Source organism: Burkholderia sp. AU33423 (genome assembly GCF_002223135.1).
GTDB classification, from domain to species: domain Bacteria; phylum Pseudomonadota; class Gammaproteobacteria; order Burkholderiales; family Burkholderiaceae; genus Burkholderia; species Burkholderia lata_D.
This window is the reverse complement of record NZ_NKFH01000004.1, coordinates 1,668,462-1,694,459: the sequence shown is the minus strand read 5'-3', so window position 1 is coordinate 1,694,459 and position 25,998 is coordinate 1,668,462. Positions and strand designations below refer to the sequence as shown.

Below are 25,998 nucleotides of genomic sequence, written 5' to 3'. Positions count from 1 at the left end.
GGAGGCTGTGTCCGGCGCCGCGATCTCCCACGAAGCCCCGGAGGCGGTAACGCCCCCGGGGCTTTTGCATGCCCGGTCGGCACGCGGCTGGCGATGCGCTACCGCGACGCCAGGGCCGCCGCGCTCTGCTTCGGCTGCACATCCTGCATCCGCTGCGACGCCTGCCACCAGTACTTGCCCGCGCGCTGCTGCGGGTCGCGGATCGCGAGATACGTCGTACTCCAGAGCTGTGCCGCGTTCGCTTCGGTGGCGTCCGCGCTGCGCGTGCCGAATGCATCGGTCTGGTACTTGCCGTTCACGTACGACCACGTCCACATCTCCGACGTGCGCATGTCGCGTCCGTTCGAGATCACCTGCCAGATCGTCTGCCGTGCCTGCGTGAGCAGCGTGCGTGTCGCAGCCGACAGGTCCTGGCGCGCGAGCTGGCGATCGAGCCCGGCCACCCACATCGCCTGCTGCCACGACCAGATCACCGTGCCGTGATACGCGGAACTGGTGAACTTCGGCCACAGGGCCTGGCTTGCATACGCCGGATTCGCGATCAGCATCCCGGCATCGGTCACGAGCCCGGTCGGGAACGGCCGCGTGACGTCGGTGACGATCCGCTGAAGTTCGTCGTCCGGCGGCGTGCCGAACAGCAGCGCGAAGCCGCCGTCCGAATTCATCACCGGAACCGGATTGCCCTGCTGATCGAGCGACAGCGCGTAGAACGCCAGCGGCGTGCCCGGCGCGGTGCCGGCCGGCACGCCGGCGGACGGCGCATAGGCCGACACGTCGGTGGCTGCCTGCGCGGCCGGTACGCTGACCTGGAACAGCGGCGGGGCGTGGGTTTCCCACGTGGCCGCCTGGTTAGCCGTGTTGGCGAGCGTCGCGCGCTGTCCGGCATCCAGATACGGATCGAGCAGGCCGCGCGCGAGGAATGCGTTCGCCGCGCGCAACGCGGCCGGCACGAGCACCGCGTTGACGTCGTACGGATAGACGCCGCCGCCGAGCCCGTCGGTGCTGTCGCGCCAGTTGCCGACGATTTCGCCGGGCCGCAGGTGGATCAGGTTCGCGACCGACGGCTGCTGCGCGAACGGCTGCGCGGTCGTCGCGACGTGCAGCAGGTTGACGACCAGGCGGCTGCCATTGGTCTGCCCGTCGCTGCCGCGCTGCGCGAGATAGGCGGCCGCGCGGGCCTGGCCGCGCGTATCGTCGATCAGCCACGCGGCCGCGATCGGCGCGAGCAGGTAGTCGCTGTCGATCATCTTGTAGTCGTAGGTCGGCGTCGGGTCGTTCGGCCGCCCGTTCTTCTGGTTGTCGACGAGGGCGAATTCGCCGATCCCTTCCTCGTGCGCGACCTTGCCGTCGGTGGACAGCCGGCTCAGCACCGACGACAGGCCGGCCTCGATCGCCGCGGGTTCGAGCACGGGCATCAGCATGCGCACCGAGATCAGCGTGTCGCGGCCGAAGTAGGTGTCGTATTGCCACGAGCCGGCCAGCAGCTTGTCGTGGAAGCTCAGGAACTCGAGCACGTTCTGGCTCACCGGGTCGGGGTTCACCGATGGCGCGAGCAGGTCGGCACGCGTGATCGGCGACAACGGCGTCTCGCCCGACAGCGCATCGACATGCAGCCGCAGCGTGTGCGAGCCCGCCGGTGCGCTCAGGACGAGCTTGCCGCCCGCTGCCGGCGCGATGCTGCCGCCGTCGCGCAGCGTGATGCGCAGTGAATAGCCGGGCGCGCCGTCGATCCGGTCGCGTTGCCATTGCGCGGCGCTGCCCTGGACCGTCGGCGCGGTGAGGATCTGCTGCGGAATCGTGGCACCGCCGTTGAAGTCGCGCAGGAAGCGCACGTTGCTGAGCACGCCCTGGCGGATCGTCAGCGTGTTGGTGTCCACCGACACGTCGGCGCCGATGCCGTACAGCGGACGGCCGTGCGTGTCGGGCGCCGATAGCGCGGACGGCGGCGTGTCGAGGCTCCAGTTCACCGGCTGCGCGGTATCGTCGAACCACAGCCCGGTGCCGCTGTTGCCGGCGGGGAAGACCACGAGCAGACGCGGCTTCGTCGACGAGCGCACCAGCAGGTGTGCGGCGACGTTGTCCTGCCGGTAGAACGCGTTGATCTGGCCGCCGGTGTCCATGCGGAACGACAGTGCGGCGTTGTTCGACGGCGGGTTGTTCGATTTGACGTCGTCGTCATTGCAGCCCGCGAGCAGGCCGGCGCAGATGAATCCGAGACACAGCGACTTCGCAAGGCGATGCATGTTGATGTCCCTCCTGATGACTGGCGATTTTTATGAGAATTATCGAATGAGCGGATGCTCGGTTTACTGCGTCCTGTATTGAAGAATTCCCGGAAACTATGGGATTAATCAGGATGTGATTTTGAGGCGAATTGAATGGAAGATAACCGGTTGGCGGCTAATGCCGGAATTGAAAACAAAAGGAGGCGCTGCCCCGGCCAGGCACGAAAGACTTCTCTGCTGACGTTCCGGCGCCGTGCCGATATGGGTGCGCGCGCGGTGTGAAAAACGAAACGTAAGCGTCGTAGGGGATTCTAAAGTTCGGATAAAGTCGAAGTCAATAATGATTTATGGCTTTCGAATAATGTTCTGGAATGAGGTCGCAATTATTGCTTGTTAGGTCGGTAAAATGTGCGAATTCACGGGGGAAATAGAGATGCCCTGATCGTCGAGTTTGGTGAAAATCGATTGGCAATCGATGTCGGTATTGGTGATTGATTCCGAGCCGGGATTGAATCGTGGCGGTTTGCCTGTCGCCGTGTCTCGGGCGGTGCAAACGAAGGAGCGGAGTGCGGTGGATTCTGCAATACGGAGCGGTGAGCAACCGACGTTCCTGCGACCGGGCTGGCGTGTGAATCTGTGAACCGGGCTCCATGCGATCACGCCAGCGGCGTCGGCAAGTTTGGTAGGCTTGGGGACCGCTTCCGTTTATCGAATTGGCGCAGTCGGTCATTGATGCGATTCGATATCCGTCTTTTGCGGGACTGACGATCTTGCGACAGAGCGACTCTCCATCAATGGCCGATGGGGGTTGACGTCGCCTTCACTCCGGAGAATGCGCCGTGCTGCACGTGTCCGACGATTCAGTGGTCGTATTGGTTGATTTTCAGACGCGGCTGATGCCGGTGATCCACGACGGGGTGTCGGTCGTCACGCAGGCTGTCCGACTTGCCCGTATTGCGCAGATACTCGGGGTGCCGGTGATGGGTACCGAGCAGAGCCCCGTCCAGTTGGGCCGGAACGTACCGGACATCAAGGATCTTTGCTCGAACACCGTCGTCAAGGACCATTTCGACGCATGCGCGGAGGGCCTGGTCGATGCATTGCCGGCCGGGCGCAACAGCGTCATCGTTGCCGGTTGCGAGGCGCACGTGTGCGTGTTGCAAACAGCGTTCGGGCTGTTGCGCAGCGGCCGCAAAGTCACGGTGGTCAGCGACGCCGTGGGGTCGCGCAGGACGATCGACCGGGACGCGGGGATCGCCCGGCTCGCGGCGGCGGGGGTGCAAATCGCAACGGTCGAGATGATCGGGTTCGAATGGCTGGGCTCCAGCCGGCATCCGCGTTTTCGCGATGTGCTCCGCCTGATCAAGTGAGTCGCGGTGCCCGTGCGCTGACGGAAACAGCGTTCCGGGAGCCGGATGCGTGAATCTGGGGATGTCGGCCGATGGAGCCGGCGGGTTTGGTGGGCTGGCCGCCGGCGGTCGTGGGCGGGATCGTCGCGCCGGCTCGAAACCTCGTCGTCGCGGCGGCCGAGGTTTCTCGGCCGCCGACGGCGTTCACGCTGCTGCCGCCTGTTGAACCGAGTCGCGCTGCTCGCCACCCAGGATATCGATGAGGCTGGTCAACATCCGCTCCAATTCACCGGTCATCAGCGTGACATCCGAGTCGAAGCGTTCATCGTCGTTCTGCGCGGTCGGATCCGCCGCTTCCTTGATCACGTCGAGCGGCGTCACGCGCTTGATCGTCAGCGACGGCGTCAGCACGAAGGAGATCCGGTTGTCCCAGGTCATCGCAAGGCGCATGCATTGCTTGCCGGCCTCGATGTGCCGGCGCATGTCGTTCGCTTCCAGCGCGTGGCCGACGTATCGCACCGTGGCGCCACCTTCGCCGCTCGAGCGCAACTCGGCGTCCTGGTCCACGGTGAATCCGCCCGGCGCCTCGCCGGACAACAGCCAATCCGTCATCGCGGCGACCGGCGAACGCACCACCTGAACACCGGCGAGCGGCAACTGATCGATCGATTTGACGAGCAGGCCGCGAACGTCGTCGGCAAGCGCCTGTGAAGCCGCATCGATGACGAGCCAGCCGTTCGCCGTATCGATCCACACGCGGGTATCGCGCTGAATGGTGAACGCGCGCGGGAGCAGTTCGTCGGTCACCTGCTCCTTGAGTTCGCGCATCTGTTTTCGCCCGACCTTGAAGCCCTGCTGCTCCTCGATTTCAAGCGCGCGGGCCTTGGTCACCTGAGTGACGACCGACGCCGGAAGCAGCTTCTTTTCGGCACGAAACGTCAGCAACATCTGCCGGTTGATCGAATACACAAGTGCGCCGTCGTCACGCGGCGACGCCCATCCATGGCTCTGCATCTCGACGCTGGTGCCCGGCTGGAACGCGTGGGGCGCCAGCCATTTTTCCATCTGATCGGGGGTAACGGCCCAAGGTGCCGGAAGACGATGAAGCTGAAGGTTCTTGAACCACATAGGAGTACGGGCAAAGCGCACCATTCTATATGACGGTGATGCGTCCCGTGCGGATTCGGTCGCGCGATGTGACGGGCCAATCGTTGACGGATGTCGTGTCGAGTAGGTGGGCATCGCTCACCCAATTCGCCACGGAACGGGGGCCACGCTCTGCTCGAAAAGTTGCTTTGCCTTCGCCGATAGCGAAGAGATTCTCCTCTCCGACAATTCGGTACTTGTACCGCCAGAGCTTGGAGCCGGACGGCTTCACCAACAGATCCGGTCCATCGAAGCCGGCAAGTTTGGTAGGCTTATCGCCTGCCTTTGCTTGTCGGATCTTGACGGCATCAAGTGGTACGGTGAAAAAGCGGGTATCGTCGTCGAAATGAATATCGAAGCCCTGAGTGCGAAAGCTCCCAGGGGTTTTTTGTGTGCAGCTCAACCAGCGCCCCGCGCCGATTCTTCGGCAGCGGGGCGCTTTCGTTTCAAGTCCTGACACTGACACGTGAGGTGGGTTCGGGAATATGGAGTGCGGCCTCCTTACTGTGAGCCGATCGGTGTGAAAACATCTTGGCCCACATTGGTGTGCTTCCACGAAAACTGGGCGAAAGCGTTTGCGTAGTAGTAGAGCGCGGTGATAGTCGGCGTGCCGTTCGTTACTCGGCAAAGTCCCGACCACGTTGTAATGCTGTTGTAGCTGGCCGAGCTATTGTTCCAGTTTACGGAAAAAGTAAGCAACGTAACTTGATCAAGCCCGTTATTTGAAGGCGGTGCGGCATAGTACCAACCAGAAAGCGAAAAGGTTTGTCCTGTTGTTCCGGAGGGAGAAATATAAGTGCCTTGAATGGCGCCCGATCCGGAAACGGAGCCGATTTTCATCGTTGAACCCAGCTCATTACGCCATGAGCCGATTGGGCTCTGGCAAGTTGGGGTGGTGGGAGCTGTTTCGGCCCATGAGGGTGATGTGAGCGTCGCCAAGATAGCGAGAGATGCGAGAGTCTTCTTCATTTTGGCTTCCTTTCGTGTGATTGTGCGGATCCCGCATATGGGCCCGACCACGCTGTGGTGAGCCTTACCCCCAATCCGACACGCAATTGCGCGAGCTCGACTGATGATTCCTGGTGGCAGCAATCATCCTTTTAAGAGATTTGGTCGAGTGGGTGATTTATTCGCGCGATCGTTTCCATTAACAATGGTGGGAAAAGTTGACCGGGCGAGAACGGTCTTGGTTGCTTTGTTATTCAATAGGCGGTTTTCTCTGGGTGCTTATTGGAAATTCAGAATAGGTTGATCGGGGGTGATTTGCAAGAATGCGAATTGGATTATGGTGAATTTGCGGGGTCAATAAATGCTGACTTTGTGGTGATGTGGGGCTGAATTTTGTGGTCGTCATGGGATGGGTGAATTAAATGAAATTGTTGTCGATTATTTTCAATTATGTGCATCATGATTGATGTCACGTAGATGCGGTGCACCTCCCCATATTGGAGATGTGCCAATAGAAGGTGAAACCCGTTAGGCGAAGGCCTTACGGGTTTTTTGCTTTGGGAGGTAGAAATGCGAGTCGAGTCGACGAGCGTCGAACCGCGTGACGTTTGGTCGGCGTGGGATGAAGATCGAAGCATGGGGTGCGTTACAGCGCGGTGTTTCGTGTTTGACGACGCGATGGACCGTGTCGTGTGGGCGATGGGCCGCGCGGGTGACGATGCGAGCGCCGATGTCGCGACCGAGGCAGGTCTGCCCACCTTTTGAGCAGGCGGGGACCCTCCGAGCATCGCCATACGCGGGGGCTCGCACCCGCGTTTTTTCTCTACTGGCGAGTTTCCATAGGGGGTCATATTCATGCCGACTCAGCAGCAGATCGCCGACCCTTCGCCGATCGCGAAGAGATTCTCCTTCCCGGTAATCCTGTACTTGTATCGCTAGCGCTTGGAGCCGGGCGGATTCACCAAACAGATCCTGTCCATCGAAGTCGGCAAGTTTGGTAGGCTTGTCGTCTGCCTTCGCTTGTCGGATCTTGGCGTCGTCAACTTACAGGGCGAAAAAGCCGGTATCGTCTTCGGGTGATCGAAACGATACCCGCTTTATTACCCGCATCTTTCTCGGCCGGACGCAACTTCCAGCGAACGCGAGCTAACGGTGAAAGGGCGTAAGATGCCCGACTGGCAAGGGTGACAGGCAAGTCGCCGAACCGGAACGAACAGGAGCAAACGAAGTGATCCGACATATCGTCATGTGGAAGTTGAAAGAATCGGCCGAAGGCGCGACGCGCGCACAGAACGCGCTGAAGCTGAAGGAAAAGCTCGAAGGCTGCCGCGATCTCGTGCCGGGCACGCTGCAGATCGACGTCGGCGTGGCGACGCCGGGCCTCGACGCGACCGCCGACATCGTGCTGGTATCCGATTTCGCGGACAAGGCCGCACTCGATGCATACCAGGTGCACCCGGTTCATCAGGAAGTGAAGAAATTCGTCGTCGCGGTGGCCGAATCGCGCGAATGCGTCGACTACATCGTCGACAGCGCACGATGAGCGACGCGGCAACCCCGACGGACGGCCCGTCGATCGAAAGCCCGTTCGTCGACATGCTCGGCGTGCAACTCGTGTCCGCGAAGGACGGCGCAAGCGAGATCGTGCTGCCGCTCGAAGAGCGGCACATGAACACATGGAGCATCGCGCACGGCGGCGTGACGATGACGCTCGCGGACATCGCGCTCGCGATGGCGGCGCGCAGCCTGACCGACGACGGTATCGGCGTCGTCACGGTCGAGATGAAGGTGAACTTCATGCAGCCGGGGCGCGGTGAACTGCGCGCTTACGGACGCGTGATGCATCGCTCGACGACGATGGCCTACTGCGAAGGCGAAGTGCGCGACAGCGACGGCAATTTCGTCGCGAAGGCGCTCGGCACGTTCAAGTACATGCGGCGGCTCGCGGTGGGCCGCGACATCAAGCGGCAACGCTCGCGCACCGCGCCGGACGCCCAGCCCGGCCCGAGCGACGCGTAAGCGCCCGGACGCACGGCGGCCCTGCCTCTTCACCGGCAGGGCCGTTTTGTTTTGCGGCGTGCATCGGTTCACCGCGGAATGTTGCAACACACGGCGCATCACGCCCGCCTGACGCGCGCATGGCATCATGCACGCTTGTCCGTTCACGGTGCCCCGCCGGCGCCGTCCTCACCGATGCCGCTGAATCCGAAGATCGCCCAGGTGCTCGACATGATCGAGCGTGCGAAACGTCCGTCCTATCACCACCAGACGCCGCAGCAGGCGCGCGCCGCGTATGAGAAGAGCGCGCCGATCCTCGACGTCGCACCGGCGCCGATGCATTCGGTCGAGGAATGCGTCGTGCCGACGCGCGACGGCCGCACGATCGGTGCGAGGCTGTACCTGCCGGTCGCGCCGAGCCTCGCGGAGCCGCTGCCCGCGCTCGTCTACTACCACGGTGGTGGCTTCACGGTTGGCAGCGTCGATACGCACGACGCGCTGTGCCGGATGTTCGCGCACGATGCGCAATGTGCGGTGCTGTCGGTCGGCTACCGGCTCGCGCCCGAACACCGGTTTCCGACCGCGGTGAACGACGCCGACGATGCGTTGCAATGGCTGCATCGCGAAGCGGCCACGTTCGGCATCGATGCCGAGCGATTGGCCGTCGGCGGCGACAGCGCGGGCGGCACGCTCGCGACCGTCTGCGCGGTGCTTGCACGCGACGCAGGCATTCGTCTTGCGCTGCAGATGCTGATCTACCCGGGCGTGACGGGCTTCCAGGACACCGAATCGCACGCACGGCTCGCGAACGGCTACCTGTTGACGCAGGACACGATCCAGTGGTTCTTCACGCAATACGTGCGCGATCGGGCGGACCGCGACGACTGGCGTTTCGCACCGCTCGACGGCACGCGCGGTGCGCCGTCGTTCGCGGGCGTCGCGCCGGCGTGGATCGCGACGGCCGAATACGATCCGCTGAGCGACGAAGGCGCCGCGTATGCCGAGAAGTTGCGCGCGGCGGGCAATGCGGTCACGCTGGTCTGCTATCCGGGGATGATCCACGAATTCTTCAAGATGGGCGGCTACGTGCCCGAGGTGCGGGCCGCGCATGCCGACGCGGTCGCGGCGTTGAAGGCCGCATTCGATGACGTTTGACAACGTTTGACGGCGGTTGTTCAGCGGCGTTTGCGCCGCATGGGGGGGGCTGCGATGACGAACGGCGTGGTGGAAACGGGCGACTGGACGGTCCTGGGCGGCGACGCCGCGCGGATCCGCGACGCGGTGTTCGTGCGCGAGCAGCAGATTCCGCCGGAATGGGAGCTCGATGACGACGATCCGCTGTCGCTCCATGCGGTGGCGTACCGCGTCGATGCGGCGACCGGCGCACGCCGCGCGGTCGCGACGGGGCGGCTGCTGCCGTCCGGCACGATCGGCCGCGTCGCGGTGCTGGCCGACGCGCGCGGGCAGGGCGTCGGGTCAGCCGTGCTGAACGCGCTGCTGGAGGCCGCGCGGCGTCGCGGCGAAATCGTCGTACGGCTCTACGCGCAGGATTCGGCCGTGTCGTTCTACCTGCGGCACGGCTTCGCGGCGGTCGGTGAACCGTTCGTCGAAGCCGGCGTGCCGCACGTCGAGATGGCGCGCGCGCCGTAGCGCGGCGCCTGCTTGCGTGCTCAGCGCGGCGGCGCCGCGTCGAGGTCGAACGTGAGCGCGCGCTCGAACGTGCCCGGGCGAACGGTGCGGTGCGAGCCGTCGTCGTCGCAGCGTTCCTTGATCTCGACCGTCAGCCGCACGCCTTCCTTCATCGTGACGCGCAGCGCGGTCGTGCCGCGCGTACCGTATTCGGGTGTCTCGATGAACGCCGCCGACAGCGCACGCTCGCGCTCGATCGGAATGCCGGTGTGCGGCAGTGCATCGTCGTCCGCGACATGCGGGTCGCGCATCAACTCGATCAGTTCGTCGAGCGACGGGGTCGGATTGTCGGTGAGCAGCGTGCCGAGCTCCGCGCGCTTGCGCACCACTTTCGGCCAAGGCGTATCGAGCCGCGCATTCGACAGCGCATGGACGCCGGGCGCGATCGCGACGGGCGCGGCGACCGCGCTTTCACCTTCGGGCGCGCGATTGCAGAACCACGCGAGCTCGCGCCGTCGCCAGTCCCCGACGAGCAGGTTGAAGCCGTTGTAGACGGCCGCATGCTCCGCGAGCTGCCCGAGGTAGTCGAGCGGCGCGACGGACGGGCCGCCGAGGAAGTCGGACACGAGCTTGCCGCGGCTCGGTGCACCCGCGCGGATGTCGAACGGCGCGCGGTAGTTCGTCAGCGCGGCGAAACGGCCGTCGCGCGATACGCCGAGCCACGTGCCGCCCGCTTCGAGATCGCGGCCGGCCAGCACGCCCGGTACATCTTCCCACCACGAGAGCGGCGCGCTCGTCCGACGAAAGAACTCGTCGCGGTTGGCGGCGAGGGTAAAGACGGGACCGGCGGCAACATCAGGCTGCCAGTCGAAGGCAATCAGACACATCGGGCGAATCTCTCGCAGGAAACATCGGGCGCCGGCTGCGACTCGCGAGCCGGCGCGCGAACGGGTTGTCAGTGCATCACGCTTCCGTCGGCCACGCGTACGGCAGCGTATCGAACGCGAGCACCGGGCCGTCGGCTGCACCGAGGTGCACCGTGCCGTTGTCGAGCGCGGCGAGCTTGATCTCGACGAGCGCGTCGACACCGCCCGCGGGCGCGGCCGCCGCGTTGACGATCATCCCGCAGGGCTGGCCGGGATCGTCGCTGTGGAACAGCTCGACGCCGGCACGCACGGTATCGGTCTCGCCGGCGATGTGCGCGAGCGCCGTGCGGCGCTTGATCGTGCCGCGGTACTGGCTGCGCGCGACGATTTCCTGGCCCGGGTAGCACCCCTTGCGAAAGTTAACGGCGCCGATCACGTCGAAGTTGACCATCTGCGGCACGAACTGTTCGACGGCAGGCTGCGTGATGCGCGGTTCGCCCGCGCGGATGTCGAGCCAGTCCCAGACGGCCGGCGACACGACCGGCAGCGACCCGCCGAGCGCGGCGATGCGCGCGTCGACTTCGGCGCGCGGGCCGATCCACAGATAACGCTTGCGGCCGGCTGCATCGGGCACGCGGATCAGCGTGCCGGCGGGGCCGTCGACCTTCACGTGCACGCCGTCCGGCAGCGCATCGAAGATGCCCGACAGCGCATCGCGCACGTCGCCCGCGAAACCGACCACCGCGAGCGTGTCGCTCGCATCCGTCAGCTTCGCTTTGGCACGCAGCACGAACATCGACAGCCGCTTCTGCACGGCCGCCTGCACGTCCTTCGATACCAGCAGGCGCACGCCGTGGCCGGCGCGCCACGTGAGGAACGAGCCGAGGAGGCGCCCCTTCGGCGAGCAATAGCCGGACAGCCGCGCGCTCGCGGCGTCGAGATGTTCGATGTCGTTGGTGAGCTGGCTGTGCAGGAACGTCGCGGCATCGTCGCCGGCCACGTCGATCACGCCGAACTGCGGCAACGGCATGCAGGCGCCCGGCGCATCGAAATCGGCGGCGGACGGGCGGGGGAAAACGGGGAGCGAGGCGGGTGCGGCCTGGACTGCCGGTGAAGCGAACGGTGTGCTCATGGAATGAGGGAACAGTCAACCCTGACTTTGACGGAGGCGAGCAAGTATTATATGGGTCTTACCTGAGTCACGTTTCCATGTCCCTACTGAAGAAATGCGCCGCGACGATCGTGGCGCTGGCCGTCGTTGTGGCCGCTGCCGGCGCGGGCGGCGGGTATTACTGGGCAACCCGGCCACTGCTGCTGGGTTCGCCATCGCTCGACGTCACGATCAAGCCGCGCAGCAGCGTGAAGAGCGTCGCGCTGCAGTTGAAGCGCGGCGGCGTGCCGGTCGCGCCGCTCGGCTTCGTCGCGATGACGCGCGTGCTCGGGCTGTCGAGCCGGCTCAAGTCCGGCAACTACGAATTCAAGTCCGGCATCACGCCTTACGAGGTACTGCAGAAGATCGCGCGCGGCGACGTGAACGAGTATGTCGCGACGGTCATCGAAGGCTGGACCTTCAAGCGGATGCGCGCGGAACTCGACTCGAACCCCGATCTTGCGCACTCGACGGCCAGCATGAGCGACGCCGAGCTGCTGCGCGCGATCGGCGCGTCGGACAGCGCGGTGCAGCGCGGCAGCGGCGAGGGGCTGTTCTTCCCCGACACCTATCTGTTCGACAAGGGCACGAGCGACCTGAACATCTACCGGCGCGCGTACCATCTGATGCAGACGCGTCTCGACGAGGCCTGGGCCGCGCGCGTGCCGGGCGTGCCGTACAAGACGCCTTACGAAGCGCTGACGATCGCGTCGATCGTCGAAAAGGAAACGGGCCATGCGGCCGACCGCGCGTTCGTCGCGGCCGTGTTCGCGAACCGGCTGCGCATCGGCATGCCGCTGCAGACCGATCCGTCGGTGATCTACGGGCTCGGCGACGCGTACGACGGCCGCCTGCGCAAGCGCGACCTGCAGGCCGACACTCCTTACAATACCTACACCCGACGCGGGCTGCCGCCCACGCCGATCGCGTTGCCGGGCGTGGCCGCGCTGCAGGCGGCGATCAACCCGGCACCGACGAGCGCGCTCTATTTCGTCGCGAAAGGCGATGGCACGAGCGTGTTCTCGGACACGCTCGGCGACCACAACAAGGCCGTGGACAAGTACATACGAGGTCAATAATGGCGAGCGGTAAATTCATCACGTTCGAAGGCATCGACGGGGCGGGGAAGACCACCCACCTGCAATGGTTCTGCGAACGCCTCCAGGGCAAGCTGGCCGCGGCCGGCCGGCAAGTCGTCGTCACCCGCGAGCCGGGCGGCACGCAGCTCGGCGAGAAACTGCGCGAGATCCTGCTGAACCAGCCGATGGATCTCGAGACGGAAGCGCTGCTGATGTTCGCCGCGCGCCGCGAGCATCTCGCGCTCGTGATCGAGCCGGCGCTCGCGCGCGGCGACTGGGTCGTGTCCGATCGCTTCACCGATGCGACGTTCGCGTACCAGGGCGGCGGCCGCGGGCTGCCGCGCGACAAGCTCGAGACGCTCGAGCGCTGGGTGCAGGGCGGTTTCCAGCCCGACCTGACGGTGCTGTTCGACGTCGCGCCGCAGGTGGCGAGCGAGCGCCGCGGCGCCGCACGCATGCCCGACAAGTTCGAAAGCGAGTCCGACGCGTTCTTCTCGCGCACGCGTGGCGAGTACCTGCGGCGCGCGGAAGAGGCGCCGCACCGCTTCGCGATCGTCGATGCGACGCAGACGATTCCCGAGATCCGCCAGCAGCTCGAACGCGTGCTCGCCGCGCTGTAATTCGCAAGGAACGCACCCCATGATCTATCCGTGGCAGACCGACGACTGGAACCGCCTGCAGCAACTGCGTGCGCAATGGCCGCACGCGCTGCTGCTGCATGGCCAGGCCGGGATCGGCAAGCTGCAGTTCGCGCAGCATCTCGCGCAGGGCTTCCTGTGCGAATCGCCACAGCCGAACGGCGAGCCGTGCGGCACCTGCGCGGCCTGCACCTGGTTTTCTCAGGGCAACCATCCGGATTACCGGATCGTGCTGCCCGAGGCGCTGGCGGGTGAGGCGCCGGGCGCCGCGGACGACGCGAAGGCAGCCGACGCGGACGAAGGCGGCAAGAAGACGCGGGCGCCGAGCAAGGAAATCAAGATCGAGCAGGTGCGCGCGCTGCTCGACTTCTGCGGGGTCGGTTCGCACCGCGGCGGCGCGCGCGTCGTCGTGCTGTATCCGGCCGAAGCGCTCAACGTCGCCGCGTCGAACGCGCTGCTGAAAACGCTGGAGGAACCGCCGTCCGGCGTCGTGTTCCTGCTCGTGTCGGCGCGCATCGACCGCCTGCTGCCGACGATCATCAGCCGCTGCCGGCAGTGGCCGATGGCGGTGCCGGCGCCCGACGCGGCCGCGGCGTGGCTCGCCGCGCAGGGCGTCGATCATGCGCCGGCGCTGCTCGCCGAGGCCGGCGGTGCGCCGCTCGCCGCGCTGGCGCTTGCGAGCGACGAGAACCGCCCGCTGCGCGACTACACGCTCGGACAGCTCGCGGCCGGTGCGGCCTGCGACCCGTTCGCGTGCGGCGAGACGCTGCAGAAACTGCCGGTGCCGCTGGTGCTCGGCTGGCTGCAGCGCTGGCTGTACGACCTGCTCGCGCAGCGGATGGCGGGCGCACCGCGCTACTTCCCGATGCACGCGGCGGCGCTCGCGCGCTGCGCGGAAGCGGTCGATGCGAACGCGTTCGCCCGCTTCATGAAGGCCGTGACGCGGCAGCGGACGGTCGAGAACCATCCGCTCAACGCGCGGCTCGTATTCGAGGAATTGTTTCTCGGATATCGGGAAATGTTCGCGTGATCCGGCATTGTTTCTCGCGGGTTGCGAAACGATGACGGGCCCACGCCGCGACGCGACCGTGGCCGTCCGGCCCGCGAACGCCGCCCGTTGCCGCATGCCGGCGAGCGCATGAGCGCCCGCCTTACGTATTCAGGAAACACGATGTTCGTCGACTCTCACTGCCATATCAATTTCAAGGGCCTGGCCGACCGCCTGCCGGCCGTTCTCGAGAACATGCGCGAGCACGACGTCACGCACGCGCTGTGCGTGTCGGTCGATTTCGAGACGCTGCCGGAAGTCCTGGCGATCGCGGACGCGCACGACAACGTCTATGCGTCGGTCGGCGTGCATCCCGATCACGAGGACATGCACGAGCCGACGCTCGCGGAACTCGTCGAGCTGGCCGCGCACCCGAAGGTCGTCGCGATCGGCGAAACGGGCCTCGACTACTACCGCCTCGAAGGCCGCTCGATCGACGACATGGAATGGCAGCGCGAACGCTTTCGCACGCATATCCGCGCGGCGACCGCGACGATGAAGCCGCTGATCATCCACACGCGCTCGTCGTCGGAAGACACGCTGCGGATCATGGCCGAGGAGCGTGCGGACGTGCCGGGCGGCGTGATGCACTGCTTCACCGAGCCGTGGCCGGTGGCCGAGCAGGCGCTCGCGCAGAATTTCCATATCTCGCTGTCGGGCATCGTCACGTTCAAGAACGCGACCGACGTGCAGGACGTCGCGCGGCGCGTGCCGCTCGACCGGCTGCTGATCGAGACCGACTCGCCGTACCTCGCGCCGGTGCCGTATCGCGGCAAGCCGAATGAACCTGCGTACGTCAGCCATGTCGGACGCTTTATCGCATCCGAGCGCGGGATCGCCGTCGAGGCGCTCGCCGATGCGACGACACAGAACTTTTTCCGGCTGTTCAAGATCGCCCGCTAACGACGTGCGCGCAGCCGACAACCCAGGGAAGGAGCCCACAACAATGACGAAGCCGACCAACCATCTGCCGAAACGCGCACTCGTTGCCGCCGCACTCGTCGCGAGCGGCCTGTTCGCGGCAGCCGGCGCGCATGCCGAATCGCTCGATGCGATCGTCAAGGCCGTCAAGTTCGACGACATCGCCGACATCGGTAAGCAACTCAAGAGCGGCAAGCTCGACCCGAACACGATCGCGCCGAACGGCGACCCGCTGATCGTGATCGCCGCGCGCGAGAAGTCCGACAAGGTCGCGGCAGCGCTCGCCACGACGCCGAACGTCGACCTCGAGAAGGAAGACAAGGCCGGCGAAACGGCGCTGATGCTCGCGTCGCTGAACGGCGATGTCGGCCTCGCCAAGCTGCTGATCGACAAGGGCGCGGAAGTCAGCAAGAAGGGCTGGGCGCCGCTGCACTACGCGGCCACCAACGGCCAGGACGCAGTGGTGAAGCTGCTGCTCGACCACGACGCGTACATCGATACCGCATCGCCGAACGGCACGACGCCGCTGATGATGGCCGCACGCGGCAACCATCCGTCGACGGTCACGCTGCTGCTCGACCAGGGCGCCGATCCGCAGGTGAAGAACCAGCTCGGCATCACCGCGCTCGAATTCGCGAAGCACTACAACGCACCGGACGCGATCGAGATCCTGAGCAAGCGGACGACCCGCATCGGGGCATCGACGCCGGCAGATGCACAAAAGAGTGCAAAATGACGGTTTTCGGTGCGGCAGACGGTGCCCGCCCGGCCGGATTCCGGCCGGAGCAGGGCGTTCCGGCGCCGCGCCGGCCAAGGCAGCAGGCGGTCTCGGGCCGCATTGACATAAGGAACACCATGTTGCGCGCAATGTTTTGTGCCGCGGCGTTTGCCGTGCCGTTGTCGGCGGCGGCTTTCACGGGCGCTGATCTCGACCGGCTGTGCGCGAAGACGGACGTCAAGTCGCGGGCGTCGTGCGCGGCCTACATCGAAGGCGCCGCCGACGGCGTCTACAACACCATCGATGCGATCGGCGGCACGACGGGGCCGCGGGTCGGCCAGTATTTCTGCCTGCCGCCCGACATCCGGGCGCAGCAGATGACCGACGCGGTGCGCAAGTACATCGCGGAAAATCCGAAGCTGGCCGACTACAACGCAAGCACCGCGGTGTCGCTCGGTCTCGGCAAGGCGTTTCCCTGCAGGAGCGGCAGCTGACCTGACGCCGTGTCCGGGCCCGCGCGCGGCCCGGGCGTCGCCGACGCATCCAGGACGAGGCGTGCGCGCCTCATAACCCACGGGCGCCGATGATTTCAATCGAGGAACTTCAGCGCATCACCGATGCGCCGCTGCATTCATGGCTCGGCACGCTGGCCGTGTCCGTCATCGTCTTGCTGGTCGTCACGGTCGTGCACCGTCTCGGCGCACGCATCGTCAAGCGCATCGCGCAGCCGTATCCGTTGATGAGCGCGATCCTGCGCTACATCGACAGGCCTTCGCTCGTCGTGCTCGCGCTGCTGGCGCTCGAATTCCTGTGGGTCCAGGCGGACGACGGCATGGCGTTCGTGCGCGGCATGCGCACGGCGGCGGCGGTCGGCTCCATCATTTCGCTGACGTGGCTGCTGGTGCGGCTTGCGGCCGGCGTCGGCGACGCCATCATCCAGGCGCATCCGATCGATACGGCCGACAACCTCCAGGCCCGGCGCGTCCATACGCAGGCCAAGGTACTCGTGCGGACCGTGATGGTGCTGATCGTGATCATCGGCACCGGCGCCGCGCTGATGACGTTCCCGAACGTGCGCCAGGTCGGCGCGAGCCTGCTGGCGTCGGCCGGCGTCGCAGGCCTGGTCGCCGGTATTGCCGCACGGCCGGTGCTCGGCAACCTGATCGCCGGGCTGCAGATCGCACTCACGCAGCCGATCCGGCTCGACGACGTGGTCGTGATCCAGGGCGAGTGGGGGCGCATCGAGGAAATCACCGGTTCGTTCGTGTCGGTGCGGCTGTGGGACCAGCGGCGCCTCGTCGTGCCGCTGCAGTGGATCATCGAGAACCCGTTCACGAACTGGACGCGCAGCAGCTCGGAAATCATCGGCACGGTCTATCTGTCGGTCGATTACCGCACGCCGCTCGCGCCGCTGCGCGAGGAGCTCGCACGGCTCGTCCACGCGGCACCGGAGTGGGACGGCCGCGTGCAGGTGCTGCAGGTGACCGACGCGACGGAACGCACGATGCAGTTGCGTGCGCTCGTCAGTGCGGCCGATTCATCGTCGTGCTGGGACCTGCGCTGCCGCGTGCGCGAAGGGCTGATCGCCTATCTGCAGGACCGCTATCCGCAATGCCTGCCGCGCAGCCGGATGGAGCTGTATCCGCACAATGCCGCGCCGAACGCGCCGAATCCCGAACGGCCGCACGCGCGCTCGCCTGCCGCCAGCACGGCGGCCAATACCGCGGCCGACCCGCAGACCGCCGAAGGCCGCTGACAGCGGTCCGCATGCTCATCCTCCATCGTCATGACCGCGCTGAACACGCTCGCCATCGCCAATTACCGCTCGCTGCGCGAGCTGATCGTGCCGCTCGCGGCGCTCAACGTCGTCACGGGGCCGAACGGCAGCGGCAAGTCGAGCGTGTACCGCGCACTGCGGCTGCTCGCCGATACCGCGCAGGGGCGCGTGATCCCGTCGCTCGCCCGCGAAGGCGGGTTGCCGTCGACGCTGTGGGCCGGCCCCGAGCGTTTCTCGCGGGCGATGCTGGACGGCGATGCACCGGTCACCGGCACGGTGCGCAAGGGGCCGGTGAGCCTGAAGCTCGGCTTCGCCTGCGACGATTTCGGCTATGCGATCGATCTCGGCATGCCGATCCCGAGCCGCTCGCAGTTCTCGCTCGACCCGGTGGTGAAGCGCGAGTGCATCTGGGGCGGCGCGATGTTGCGCCCGTCGACGCTACTGGTCGACCGGCAGGGCGCGCAGATCCGCGCGCGCACCGCATCGGGCGACTGGCAGACGATTCCGCAGCCGGTGGCCAGCTTCGACAGCATGATGACCGAGTTCGCCGATCCGACCGGCGCCCCCGAGATGATCGCGGTGCGCGAACGGATCCGCTCGTGGCGCTTCTACGACCATTTCCGGACCGACGCGCAGGCGCCGGCGCGGCAGTCGCACATCGGCACCCACACGCCGGTGCTCGCGGACGACGGTGCCGACCTGGCCGCCGCGCTGCAGACGATCCGCGAGATCGGCGACGGCGCGGCGCTCGATGCGGCGCTCGACGACGCGTTTCCCGGCGCGTCAGTCGAGATCGACAATCCGGGCGGCCGTGGCCGCTTCGACGTGCTGATGCGCCAGCCGGGGCTGCTGCGGCCGCTCGCGGCGGCCGAGCTGTCGGACGGCACGCTGCGCTACCTGCTGCTCGCGGCCGCGCTGCTGACCCCGCGGCCGCCGGCGCTGATGGTTCTGAACGAACCGGAGACGAGCCTGCACCCCGATCTGCTGCCGGCGCTCGGCCGCCTGATCGCGCAGGCGGCGCAGCGTTCGCAGGTGCTCGTCGTGTCGCACGCGGCACGGCTCATCGCGACGCTCGAGCGCGAGGCCGGCTGTGAATCGCTGGTGCTCGACAAGCAGCTCGGCGCGACGGGGCTCGTCGATGCCGACACGCGCGACCTGCCGGCATGGAAGTGGCCGTCGCGCTGACGGGCCGTGATCGTCGCGTAGGGGGCCGGATTGGCCCGGCAGGCGGAATGTATCCTGCCTGTAACAACACCCATAAAATGCAAGACGGGCGGTCCCGGGCAGCGGGATCGCGAATAATAATGAGATATCCGGCTGGCGCCGTGCCGGCCGGTGCCGTATGGGGGCGAGCGGGTTGCGCAAGCGCACACGTCCGCCGGCCGTGCCGCAACGGACAGGACACAGGAGACGTGGACCATGAGAATTGCCCAGATCGCGCCGCTGACCGAATCGGTGCCGCCGAAGCTGTACGGCGGCACGGAGCGCGTCGTGTCCTACATCACCGAGGCGCTCGTCGAGCTCGGCCATGATGTGACGCTGTTCGCCAGTGGCGATTCGACGACGCGGGCGAAGCTCGAGGCGGTCTGGCCGCGCGCGCTGCGGCTCGATTCGTCGATCCGCGACCGGGTCGCGCCGCACATGCTGCTGATGGAGACGGTCGCGCGCCGAGCGAAGGATTTCGACGTGCTCCATTTCCACATGGACTACTACTCGTTCTCGGTCTTCAACCGGCAGGAAACGCCCTACGTGACGACGCTGCACGGCCGGCTCGACCTGCCCGAGCAGCAGCCGGTGTTCGACACGTTCAACACGGCGCCGGTGATCTCGATCTCGAACTCGCAGCGCCAGCCGTTGCCGCAGGCGAAATGGCTGACGACGGTCTACCACGGGCTGCCCGATACGCTGTACATGCCGCAGCCCGTCGAGCCGCGCTATCTGGCGTTCCTCGGCCGCATCTCGCCGGAGAAGCGCGTCGACACGGCGATCCGCATCGCCCGCCAGTGCGGGCTGCCGATCAAGATCGCCGCGAAGATCGACGCGGCCGACGAGGAATACTTCGAGCGCGAGATCAAGCCGCTCTTCGCGTTGCCGCACGTCGAATTCATCGGCGAGATCGCCGATCACCAGAAGGCCGAGTTCCTGTCGGGCGCGCATGCGCTGCTGTTTCCGATCGACTGGCCGGAGCCGTTCGGCCTGGTGATGATCGAGGCGATGTCGTGTGGCACGCCGGTGATCGCGTTCAATCGCGGCGCGGTGCCCGAAGTGCTGGACGAGGGCGTGTCGGGTTTCATCGTCGAGGACGAAATCAGCGCGGTGGCCGCCGTGAACCGGCTGCACCTGCTGCCGCGTGCGCGCGTGCGGCAGCGCTTCGAGGAACGCTTCACGTCGCGCCGCATGGCGCAGCAGTATGTCGACGTCTACCAGTCGGTGATCCGTGCGCAGAAGCGCTCGCGCTTCAAGGTGATCGACTCGACGACCTGACGCGAGGCGCACGACGCGCGCGGATGAAAAAACGGCGATGCCCGCAAGGACATCGCCGTTTGTGCATGGCCCGCGCGCGGTGCGCACGGGCGGTGCGCGAGCGTCAGATCTTCAGCTTCGTGACCTTCGTGCCGTTGATCGACACGTCGCCCATCAGGCCCGCGTTCGTCAGCACGACGACCTGGACCGGCGCGGTGGCCGTGTTGGAATCGACCGCGCCGTTCGCGCCCATCTTCACGAGCGCGACCGACGCGCCGGCGCCGGCTGCCCAGCCGTCCGAGCCGCGGAATTCGTCGAGCGCTTCCTGCGTCATGAACAGGAACACGATCGCCTTCGACTGCGCACCGGCCTGCAGGCCGACCGACAGCGACGACGTGTTGTAGTAGCCGACCGTGCTGCCGCCGACGCGCAGTGCGCCGTTGCCGGACTGGCCGCCGACGATGAAGCCGGCCTGGATGACGTCCGGGAAGACGAGCACGCCGCGCGACTTCGCGACGAGCTCGCGCGAGCCCTTGACCGTGGAGTACATGCGCGACAGCGTGGCGTCGACGCTCGAGTCGATTGCCTGGCGCTTCGACGCGTTCGTTGCGGCGTTGTCCGGCTTGTCCGGGGTGGTGGTGCAACCGGTGAGCGCGAGGCTACCGACGATGAGCGCAGCGGCGGCTTTGAGCACAAGATTCCGTTTTTGCATCGTTCTTCTCCATCGGATGATGTTCGGAGTGAGTCTCGCTCAGGGAGCGGATCACGTCGGCAGTTATATCACAGCGGATTACAGCCTCTTTTCGTTGCGGCGTGAAAAAGCGTCAAATCGGCTGGAGATGTCGCGGCGCGCCAACGGACGAACCGGCACCCGCGCGCCGACGTGGGGTCGGCATGCGGGAAACACGGTGGTCGATCGGACGGCGGCGCCTGCCGCGCGCATCAGTGCGTGACGGGCGGAACAGGCGGCTTGATCGGGGGGCGGCGCAGCGCGCGGCGGATCAGCGCGATCACGACGCCGCAGGCGAACAGGAACGCGGCCGGCACGACCCAGTAGCCGACGAACGCGTGCCACAGGTAGCCGGCGAGCGTGCTGCGTCGCACCACGTATTCGTCGCGGGCCGCCTGCTGGCGCGGCGCATTGGCGGCGAGCACGTCGGCCGGGCAGCCGGCCGCGCGCGCCTCGTCAGGATCCCCGTGGCACTTCGCGGCGGCGCCGGCGGCCTGCTGCGCATCGGTGAGCTGCCAGGTGGTCAGCGCGAGTTGCAGGTCCGCTTTGTTGTACGCCATTTCCTCGCGGATCTCGCGCACGGCGACGATCGCGACGGGCACGGCCCAGAATACGATCACGATCAGCCAGCGGCGGAACCAGCGGTGTTGTCTCCATGCCATCCATGCCTCCGTTTGACGCGCGTGCGCGTCCATCTCGAGGGCGGCCCGATGGCGCTTCTTGTACTTGGATGGGCCGCGTTGCAGCCATCATAGAAGAAAACGCGGCGAATTGCCGCACCATATGGCGGCGCCGGTACGGCAGGCCGGAAAAGCGGGGCGGGAGGCGTTGCAACAGCCCGGCAGCGGCGCGGGAGCGGGGCGCGTCGATGCGCGTGCAACGAAAACAAAAATGCCGCGCCCGCCGAAGCGGTGCGCGGCATTCGATACGGGAGCGCCGGAACTCAGGCGGCCGGCTGGCTGCTCAGGCAGCTCTTCATGAACGCCTTGCGGTCGTCGCCTTTCTTGCCGGTGGCCTGCGTGTTGCACGCCTTCATCTTTTCCTGCTGCGACATGGCCTTCGCGGGCTTCGCCGACAGGCAGTCCTTCATGAACGCTTTGCGTTCGTCGCCCGTCTTGCCGGCTGCCTGGGTGTTACAGGCCTTCATCTTGTCCTGCTGGCTGTTCGCCGCGAACGCGGGGGAAGCCAGCATGCCGCCGAGAAGCACTGCGGCTACGAGCGATTGGATTTTCATTTCGACACTCCCATGGGGTGAATTGCGTGTTATCGACGCCGTCACGAAGCGCCGTGCAATGAGGATAGGGTCGCATCGCACAGCGCGCTCCGATTATGGCAAATCAATGTGAAAACACCAAAACGGCACTTTCTATAACGTTGCGGACACCGTGGCCGTTGACGGCACGTGTTGCCGGACGATCGGGACAAACCATGATGCGCGGCGGCCGGCCTCGGTCGCCGCGCCGGATCCCGGCCGCAAGCCTTTACAATCGCGGCCATGAATACTCCGAATTCCGCATCCCCTTCGTCCGCGGCGGCCCTGCCGCGCATCGCCGTGCTCGCCACCGGCGGCACGATCGCCGGCGCCGCGCCCGACGCGGCCAGCACGGCCGGCTACCAGGCCGGTGCGCTCGGCGTCAATTTCCTGGTCGACGCGGTGCCGGCGCTCGCGTCCGTCGCGCGCATCGACGCCGAGCAGATCGCCAGCATCGACAGCAAGGATCTCGCGCTGCCGCTGTGGAATACGCTCGCCGCGCGGATCGACGCGCTGGTGGCCGATCCGGCGGTCGACGGCATCGTGATCACCCACGGCACCGACACGCTCGAGGAAACCGCGTATGCGCTGCACCTGGTCGTCAACGGCGACAAGCCGGTCGTGCTGACGGCCGCGATGCGGCCGGCGACCGCGCTGTCGTCCGACGGCCCGCTGAACCTGCTGAACGCGGTGACGGTGGCCGCGCATCCGTCCGCGCGCGGGCAGGGCGTGCTGGTCGCATTCAACAACCGGATCCACGGCGCGCGCGACGTCGTGAAGACGAGTACCTATGCGGTCGATGCATTCCAGTCGCCGGAGCTCGGCGCGCTCGGCTGGGTGCAGGACGGCCGGGTCGAATTCGCCCGCCGCGTCACGCGTTCGCGCGACTCGCAACTGGCGATCGCCGCCGCGTGGCCGCCCGTCGAAGTCGTTGCGAGCTACGCGGGCGTGACGCGCACGGCCGTCGATGCGCTCGTCGCGGCCGGCGTGCGCGGTCTCGTCGTCGCGGGCACGGGCAACGGCTCGATCCATGCGACGCTGCAGGCGGCGCTGGCCGATGCGGTGAACGCAGGCGTCGTGGTGGTTCGCGCGTCGCGCGTCGGGTCGGGCCACGTGATGCGCAACGGCGCCGCGAGCGACGATGCGCTCGGCTTCGTGAGCGCAGGGTCGCTGAACCCGTTCAAGGCGCGCGTGCTGCTGATGCTCGCGCTCGCGAACGGCATTCACGGCCGCGACGCGCTGCAGCGCGTGTTCGATACGCTGTGACCGGCTGACCGATACGCGCGGCGCGGGCCGCGCGCGTCACCATGAAAAAAGGCAGGCCATCGGCCTGCCTTTTTAGCGTCCGTCAGTCCGGCAACGATGCTCAGGACTGCGGCGGAATCACGAGCTTCTGGCCCGGATAGATCCGGTCCGGGCTCGACAGCATCGGCTTGTTCGCCTCGAAGATCACCGGGTACTTGTTCGCGTCGCCGTAGACTTCCTTGGCGATCGCCGACAGCGTGTCGCCCGGCTTCACGTCGTGGTACTGCACTTCCGGATCGTCCGGCTGCAGATCGTCGTCGTTGACACCCGCGACGCCTTGCACGTTGCCGGCCGCGACCTTGACCTTGGCCTTCGTGTCGAGGTCGGCGACGCTGCCCGACAGCGTCACGGTGCGCGATGCGCCGTCGAACGCCACGGTCAGGTTCGACGTATCGAGACCCTGCGTGTTGATGTAGTTCTTGATGGCATCGGCCGCGGTCTGGTTTGCGGCATTCGGATCTTCCGCGGCTTGCGCATCGGCATGACCCAGCAGTTTTTCGCCCGCCTCTTTGATAAACGAAAGAAGACCCATCGTTGCACTCCTTAGGTGGTTGAAAAGAAAACGCGCCGTGAAGTGGCGAAAAAAACACCGCGCTGGGCGCGGTCACCGGAGGGGAACGCTAGCGCGGCGGTTTTCTCGAAAGGCGTGGCGAAAGTGTAGGCGTTCATGACGACGATTGCATGAAAAATCGCACGCTTGAACGTAAAGAAATGTAATACGCGAAATCCGACAGGCGGACACCCGACGACGACGTCTGACCGACCAAGGCTTCCCCGGCGTCGCCGGGTGCCGCTGCGGACCCCACCACGCCGCTCTCAGCCCAGAGCGGCGTTTTTCGCCCCGTCCCGCATGCCGTCGGCAGTGCAGGGCGGGGCGCCCCACCGTGATGCGCGAGCGTGTCGCGCACCGATGCGACCGGCCGTGCCGGTCACGTGTGTCTGTCGCGCGTCTCCGCCATCGCAGCGAAAACGCGCATCGTTGCAGCCGTGCTACGCGGACGGCGTCTGGCCGATCTCGAAGTTCGACATGATCTCGAGCGCGCGCACGAGTGCCGAGTGATCCCAGGCCTTGCCGCCGTGCGACGCACACACGCTGAACAGCTGCTGCGCGCTGGCCGTGTGCGGCAGCGCGAGGCCGAGCTTGCGTGCGCCGTCGAGCGCGAGGTTCAGGTCCTTCTGGTGCAGCTCGATGCGGAAGCCCGGATCGAACGTGCGCTTCGTCATCCGCGCGCCGTGCACTTCGAGGATGCGCGAGGCGGCGAAGCCGCCCATCAGCGCCTGGCGCACACGCTCCGGATCGGCGCCCGAGCGTGCGGCGAACAGCAGCGCTTCGCCGACGGCTTCGATGTTCAGCGCGACGATGATCTGGTTCGCGACCTTGCAGGTCTGGCCCGCGCCGTTGTCGCCGACGAGCGTGATGTTCTTGCCCATCTTCTCGAACAGCGGCCTGGCGCGCTCGAACGCTGCCTCCGGGCCGCCGACCATGATCGTCAGCGTCGCTTCGCGTGCGCCGACTTCGCCGCCGGACACGGGCGCGTCGAGGTAGTCGCAGCCGAGTGCGTTGATCTGCTTCGCGAATGCCTGCGTGTCGAGCGGCGAGATCGAGCTCATGTCGATCACGAGCTTGCCGGCCGTCAGGCCCTTCGCGACGCCGTCGTCGGCGAACAGCACGTTACGCACGTCCGGCGTGTCCGGCACCATCGAGATGATGATGTCGGCGTTCCGTGCGACTTCGGTCGAGTTCGCGACGACCTTCGCGCTCGTGCGCAGGTCGTCCGGGATCGGGAACGCGCCGTTCACGACGAGCTGGTGGTCGCCCTTGAGCAGGTTGCGCGCCATGTGCGCGCCCATGATGCCGAGGCCGATGAAACCGATGGTTGCCATGTGAAAGTCTCCTATAGGGCTGAAAACGGAAAGGGCGGATCTCAGGCGGCGCGACGCGCCGAGCCCGGTGCGCAGCCGGCGACGCTTTGCAGCCAGCCGAGGCCTTCCGTCGTGGTGGTGCGGGGCTTGTACTCGCAGCCGACGTAGCCGGCATAGCCGAGCCGGTCGAGCAGCGCGAACAGGAACGCGTAGTTGATCTCGCCCGTGCCCGGCTCGTTGCGGCCCGGGTTGTCCGCGAGCTGGACGTGGCCGATCGATGCGAGGTTGCGTTCGATCGTCGCGGCCAGTTCGCCTTCCATGCGCTGCATGTGATAGATGTCGTACTGCAGGAACAGGTTGTCCGAGCCGACCGCGCGGATCACGTCGAGCCCTTCCGACGAGCGGTTCAGCGCGAAGCCCGGGATGTCGAAGCTGTTGCACGGCTCGACGAGCAGGCGGATGCCTTCGCGCTTCAACGCATCGGCGGCAAAGCGCAGGTTGTCGACGATCGTGACGAACGTCTTGTCGCGCGCCGTGCTGGCCGACGGGATGCCGACGAGGCAGTTCAGCTGCGGCACCTTCAGCGCCTTCGCGTACTCGATCGCACGGCCGACCCCTTCCTGGAACTCGCCGACGCGATCGGGCAGGCACGCGATGCCGCGCTCGCCCTGGTCCCAGTTGCCGGCGGGCAGGTTGTGCAGCACGAGGCGCAGGCGGTGCGTCTCGAGCCGCTCGGCGAGTTCCTCTTTCGCGTACGGATACGGGAACAGGAACTCGACGGCGTCGAAGCCCGCGTCCGCGGCCGCCTTGAAGCGGTCGAGGAACGGCACTTCGTTGAACAGCATGGTCAGGTTTGCAGCAAACTTCGGCATGAGCTAAGCCTCTTCGGTCGG

Annotated in this window: 28 protein-coding genes; 15 read left to right on the top strand and 13 right to left on the bottom strand. The window is 66.3% G+C overall.

Features of this window, described 5'->3' with window-relative positions:
* Positions 1-98 precede the first annotated feature (98 nt).
* Positions 99-2,243 carry a hypothetical protein gene (locus CFB50_RS10585; protein ID WP_089445807.1) on the bottom strand — a complete coding sequence of 715 codons (2,145 nt, stop codon included), beginning with the start codon at positions 2,241-2,243 and terminating at the stop codon, positions 99-101.
* 821 nt (positions 2,244-3,064) lie between these two features.
* On the opposite strand from CFB50_RS10585, the gene CFB50_RS10580 reads away from it, so the two are divergent.
* Positions 3,065-3,595, top strand: a complete 531-nt coding sequence (locus CFB50_RS10580; RefSeq protein ID WP_069248199.1) for an isochorismatase family protein — start codon at positions 3,065-3,067, stop codon at positions 3,593-3,595.
* A 183-nt stretch (positions 3,596-3,778) separates the two neighbouring features.
* Here CFB50_RS10580 and CFB50_RS10575 read toward each other — a convergent pair whose 3' ends face one another.
* The 3 genes from CFB50_RS10575 to CFB50_RS10565 all read right to left on the bottom strand — a co-directional run bounded on the left by CFB50_RS10575 (position 3,779) and on the right by CFB50_RS10565 (position 5,689).
* Positions 3,779-4,702: a recombination-associated protein RdgC gene (locus CFB50_RS10575; protein ID WP_089445806.1), complete on the bottom strand. Its 924-nt coding sequence runs from the start codon at positions 4,700-4,702 to the stop codon at positions 3,779-3,781.
* Between the two features lie 25 nt (positions 4,703-4,727).
* A complete protein-coding gene (locus CFB50_RS39480; protein ID WP_179254167.1) occupies positions 4,728-5,123 on the bottom strand; it encodes an Arm DNA-binding domain-containing protein in 396 nt (131 codons plus the stop codon).
* A gap of 98 nt (positions 5,124-5,221) precedes the next feature.
* Positions 5,222-5,689, bottom strand: a complete 468-nt coding sequence (locus CFB50_RS10565) for an avidin/streptavidin family protein (RefSeq protein ID WP_089445805.1) — start codon at positions 5,687-5,689, stop codon at positions 5,222-5,224.
* Positions 5,690-6,896: 1,207 nt separating this feature from the next.
* Between CFB50_RS10565 and CFB50_RS10555 the strand changes: the two genes are divergently transcribed.
* The 4 genes from CFB50_RS10555 to CFB50_RS10540 all read left to right on the top strand — a co-directional run bounded on the left by CFB50_RS10555 (position 6,897) and on the right by CFB50_RS10540 (position 9,316).
* Entirely contained in the window at positions 6,897-7,211 is a 315-nt protein-coding gene (locus tag CFB50_RS10555) for a Dabb family protein (RefSeq protein ID WP_027787175.1), read from the top strand.
* A complete protein-coding gene (locus CFB50_RS10550; protein WP_046545900.1) occupies positions 7,208-7,687 on the top strand; it encodes a PaaI family thioesterase in 480 nt (159 codons plus the stop codon). The genes CFB50_RS10555 and CFB50_RS10550 overlap by 4 nt, the downstream gene beginning before the upstream one ends.
* A gap of 174 nt (positions 7,688-7,861) precedes the next feature.
* Positions 7,862-8,821, top strand: a complete 960-nt coding sequence (locus tag CFB50_RS10545) for an alpha/beta hydrolase (RefSeq protein ID WP_089445803.1) — start codon at positions 7,862-7,864, stop codon at positions 8,819-8,821.
* A 54-nt stretch (positions 8,822-8,875) separates the two neighbouring features.
* Positions 8,876-9,316 (top strand): GNAT family N-acetyltransferase, encoded by a 441-nt coding sequence (locus CFB50_RS10540; protein ID WP_069248160.1) that lies wholly within the window; start codon positions 8,876-8,878, stop codon positions 9,314-9,316.
* Positions 9,317-9,336: 20 nt separating this feature from the next.
* On the opposite strand, the gene CFB50_RS10535 is transcribed toward CFB50_RS10540, so the two are convergent.
* Positions 9,337-10,182: an NRDE family protein gene (locus tag CFB50_RS10535; protein WP_089445802.1), complete on the bottom strand. Its 846-nt coding sequence runs from the start codon at positions 10,180-10,182 to the stop codon at positions 9,337-9,339.
* 76 nt (positions 10,183-10,258) lie between these two features.
* Positions 10,259-11,293, bottom strand: a complete 1,035-nt coding sequence (ygfZ, locus tag CFB50_RS10530; RefSeq protein WP_089445801.1) for a CAF17-like 4Fe-4S cluster assembly/insertion protein YgfZ — start codon at positions 11,291-11,293, stop codon at positions 10,259-10,261.
* Positions 11,294-11,370: 77 nt separating this feature from the next.
* Between ygfZ and mltG the strand changes: the two genes are divergently transcribed.
* The 9 genes from mltG (at position 11,371) to CFB50_RS10485 (ending at position 19,976) form a co-directional block, all read left to right on the top strand.
* Positions 11,371-12,390 (top strand): endolytic transglycosylase MltG, encoded by a 1,020-nt coding sequence (gene mltG / locus CFB50_RS10525; protein WP_089445800.1) that lies wholly within the window; start codon positions 11,371-11,373, stop codon positions 12,388-12,390.
* Entirely contained in the window at positions 12,390-13,010 is a 621-nt protein-coding gene (gene tmk, locus CFB50_RS10520; RefSeq protein ID WP_069248156.1) for a dTMP kinase, read from the top strand. Before mltG ends, tmk begins: the two co-directional genes overlap by 1 nt.
* Positions 13,011-13,029: 19 nt before the next feature.
* On the top strand, positions 13,030-14,058 hold the full coding sequence (locus CFB50_RS10515) for a DNA polymerase III subunit delta' (protein WP_069248155.1): 1,029 nt from the start codon (positions 13,030-13,032) through the stop codon (positions 14,056-14,058).
* Positions 14,059-14,199: 141 nt separating this feature from the next.
* Complete coding sequence (locus CFB50_RS10510; RefSeq protein ID WP_069248154.1) at positions 14,200-14,979, top strand: TatD family hydrolase; 780 nt, start codon at positions 14,200-14,202, stop codon at positions 14,977-14,979.
* A 43-nt stretch (positions 14,980-15,022) separates the two neighbouring features.
* Positions 15,023-15,733, top strand: coding sequence for an ankyrin repeat domain-containing protein (locus CFB50_RS10505; RefSeq protein WP_011352329.1), 711 nt, complete (start codon positions 15,023-15,025; stop codon positions 15,731-15,733).
* Between the two features lie 119 nt (positions 15,734-15,852).
* The gene (locus CFB50_RS10500; protein ID WP_059506076.1) at positions 15,853-16,209 is read left to right on the top strand and encodes a Rap1a/Tai family immunity protein; all 357 of its coding nucleotides are present in this window, start codon (positions 15,853-15,855) and stop codon (positions 16,207-16,209) included.
* A gap of 89 nt (positions 16,210-16,298) precedes the next feature.
* Positions 16,299-17,471 carry a mechanosensitive ion channel family protein gene (locus CFB50_RS10495; protein ID WP_089445799.1) on the top strand — a complete coding sequence of 391 codons (1,173 nt, stop codon included), beginning with the start codon at positions 16,299-16,301 and terminating at the stop codon, positions 17,469-17,471.
* Positions 17,472-17,501: 30 nt separating this feature from the next.
* Complete coding sequence (locus CFB50_RS10490) at positions 17,502-18,677, top strand: AAA family ATPase (RefSeq protein ID WP_089445798.1); 1,176 nt, start codon at positions 17,502-17,504, stop codon at positions 18,675-18,677.
* Positions 18,678-18,911: 234 nt separating this feature from the next.
* Entirely contained in the window at positions 18,912-19,976 is a 1,065-nt protein-coding gene (locus CFB50_RS10485) for a glycosyltransferase family 4 protein (protein WP_089445797.1), read from the top strand.
* Positions 19,977-20,079: 103 nt separating this feature from the next.
* Here CFB50_RS10485 and CFB50_RS10480 read toward each other — a convergent pair whose 3' ends face one another.
* The 3 genes from CFB50_RS10480 to CFB50_RS10470 form a co-directional block, all read right to left on the bottom strand.
* A complete protein-coding gene (locus CFB50_RS10480; protein ID WP_069248150.1) occupies positions 20,080-20,667 on the bottom strand; it encodes a BPSL1445 family SYLF domain-containing lipoprotein in 588 nt (195 codons plus the stop codon).
* A gap of 230 nt (positions 20,668-20,897) precedes the next feature.
* Positions 20,898-21,347: a hypothetical protein gene (locus CFB50_RS10475; protein WP_069248149.1), complete on the bottom strand. Its 450-nt coding sequence runs from the start codon at positions 21,345-21,347 to the stop codon at positions 20,898-20,900.
* Between the two features lie 281 nt (positions 21,348-21,628).
* Positions 21,629-21,919, bottom strand: coding sequence for a PsiF family protein (locus CFB50_RS10470; RefSeq protein WP_043188161.1), 291 nt, complete (start codon positions 21,917-21,919; stop codon positions 21,629-21,631).
* 261 nt (positions 21,920-22,180) lie between these two features.
* Here CFB50_RS10470 and CFB50_RS10465 point away from each other — a divergent pair, with 261 nt between their 5' ends.
* Positions 22,181-23,203 (top strand): asparaginase, encoded by a 1,023-nt coding sequence (locus CFB50_RS10465; RefSeq protein WP_089445796.1) that lies wholly within the window; start codon positions 22,181-22,183, stop codon positions 23,201-23,203.
* Between the two features lie 100 nt (positions 23,204-23,303).
* On the opposite strand, the gene lysM is transcribed toward CFB50_RS10465, so the two are convergent.
* The 4 genes from lysM to hyi form a co-directional block, all read right to left on the bottom strand.
* On the bottom strand, positions 23,304-23,774 hold the full coding sequence (gene lysM, locus CFB50_RS10460; RefSeq protein WP_039367010.1) for a peptidoglycan-binding protein LysM: 471 nt from the start codon (positions 23,772-23,774) through the stop codon (positions 23,304-23,306).
* Between the two features lie 11 nt (positions 23,775-23,785).
* A complete protein-coding gene (locus CFB50_RS39950) occupies positions 23,786-23,911 on the bottom strand; it encodes a hypothetical protein (protein ID WP_256978885.1) in 126 nt (41 codons plus the stop codon).
* Positions 23,912-24,232: 321 nt separating this feature from the next.
* On the bottom strand, positions 24,233-25,126 hold the full coding sequence (locus CFB50_RS10450; protein ID WP_089445795.1) for a 2-hydroxy-3-oxopropionate reductase: 894 nt from the start codon (positions 25,124-25,126) through the stop codon (positions 24,233-24,235).
* A gap of 41 nt (positions 25,127-25,167) precedes the next feature.
* A complete protein-coding gene (hyi, locus tag CFB50_RS10445) occupies positions 25,168-25,977 on the bottom strand; it encodes a hydroxypyruvate isomerase (protein ID WP_011657073.1) in 810 nt (269 codons plus the stop codon).
* Between the last annotated feature and the right edge of the window lie 21 nt (positions 25,978-25,998).

Bases quoted from the DNA above. Each gene is read 5' to 3' on its own strand.
- CFB50_RS10585 (WP_089445807.1), bottom strand. From the start codon at position 2,243: ATGCATCGCCTTGCGAAGTCGCTGTGTCTCGGATTCATCTGCGCCGGC.
- CFB50_RS10575 (WP_089445806.1), bottom strand. From the start codon at position 4,702: ATGTGGTTCAAGAACCTTCAGCTTCATCGTCTTCCGGCACCTTGGGCC.
- CFB50_RS10565 (WP_089445805.1), bottom strand. From the start codon at position 5,689: ATGAAGAAGACTCTCGCATCTCTCGCTATCTTGGCGACGCTCACATCA.
- CFB50_RS10550 (WP_046545900.1), top strand. From the start codon at position 7,208: ATGAGCGACGCGGCAACCCCGACGGACGGCCCGTCGATCGAAAGCCCG.
- CFB50_RS10545 (WP_089445803.1), top strand. From the start codon at position 7,862: ATGCCGCTGAATCCGAAGATCGCCCAGGTGCTCGACATGATCGAGCGT.
- CFB50_RS10540 (WP_069248160.1), top strand. From the start codon at position 8,876: ATGACGAACGGCGTGGTGGAAACGGGCGACTGGACGGTCCTGGGCGGC.
- CFB50_RS10535 (WP_089445802.1), bottom strand. From the start codon at position 10,182: ATGTGTCTGATTGCCTTCGACTGGCAGCCTGATGTTGCCGCCGGTCCC.
- ygfZ (WP_089445801.1), bottom strand. From the start codon at position 11,293: ATGAGCACACCGTTCGCTTCACCGGCAGTCCAGGCCGCACCCGCCTCG.
- mltG (WP_089445800.1), top strand. From the start codon at position 11,371: ATGTCCCTACTGAAGAAATGCGCCGCGACGATCGTGGCGCTGGCCGTC.
- tmk (WP_069248156.1), top strand. From the start codon at position 12,390: ATGGCGAGCGGTAAATTCATCACGTTCGAAGGCATCGACGGGGCGGGG.
- CFB50_RS10515 (WP_069248155.1), top strand. From the start codon at position 13,030: ATGATCTATCCGTGGCAGACCGACGACTGGAACCGCCTGCAGCAACTG.
- CFB50_RS10510 (WP_069248154.1), top strand. From the start codon at position 14,200: ATGTTCGTCGACTCTCACTGCCATATCAATTTCAAGGGCCTGGCCGAC.
- CFB50_RS10505 (WP_011352329.1), top strand. From the start codon at position 15,023: ATGACGAAGCCGACCAACCATCTGCCGAAACGCGCACTCGTTGCCGCC.
- CFB50_RS10500 (WP_059506076.1), top strand. From the start codon at position 15,853: ATGTTGCGCGCAATGTTTTGTGCCGCGGCGTTTGCCGTGCCGTTGTCG.
- CFB50_RS10495 (WP_089445799.1), top strand. From the start codon at position 16,299: ATGATTTCAATCGAGGAACTTCAGCGCATCACCGATGCGCCGCTGCAT.
- CFB50_RS10490 (WP_089445798.1), top strand. From the start codon at position 17,502: ATGACCGCGCTGAACACGCTCGCCATCGCCAATTACCGCTCGCTGCGC.
- CFB50_RS10485 (WP_089445797.1), top strand. From the start codon at position 18,912: ATGAGAATTGCCCAGATCGCGCCGCTGACCGAATCGGTGCCGCCGAAG.
- CFB50_RS10480 (WP_069248150.1), bottom strand. From the start codon at position 20,667: ATGCAAAAACGGAATCTTGTGCTCAAAGCCGCCGCTGCGCTCATCGTC.
- CFB50_RS10475 (WP_069248149.1), bottom strand. From the start codon at position 21,347: ATGGCATGGAGACAACACCGCTGGTTCCGCCGCTGGCTGATCGTGATC.
- CFB50_RS10470 (WP_043188161.1), bottom strand. From the start codon at position 21,919: ATGAAAATCCAATCGCTCGTAGCCGCAGTGCTTCTCGGCGGCATGCTG.
- CFB50_RS10465 (WP_089445796.1), top strand. From the start codon at position 22,181: ATGAATACTCCGAATTCCGCATCCCCTTCGTCCGCGGCGGCCCTGCCG.
- lysM (WP_039367010.1), bottom strand. From the start codon at position 23,774: ATGGGTCTTCTTTCGTTTATCAAAGAGGCGGGCGAAAAACTGCTGGGT.
- CFB50_RS39950 (WP_256978885.1), bottom strand. From the start codon at position 23,911: ATGAACGCCTACACTTTCGCCACGCCTTTCGAGAAAACCGCCGCGCTA.
- CFB50_RS10450 (WP_089445795.1), bottom strand. From the start codon at position 25,126: ATGGCAACCATCGGTTTCATCGGCCTCGGCATCATGGGCGCGCACATG.
- hyi (WP_011657073.1), bottom strand. From the start codon at position 25,977: ATGCCGAAGTTTGCTGCAAACCTGACCATGCTGTTCAACGAAGTGCCG.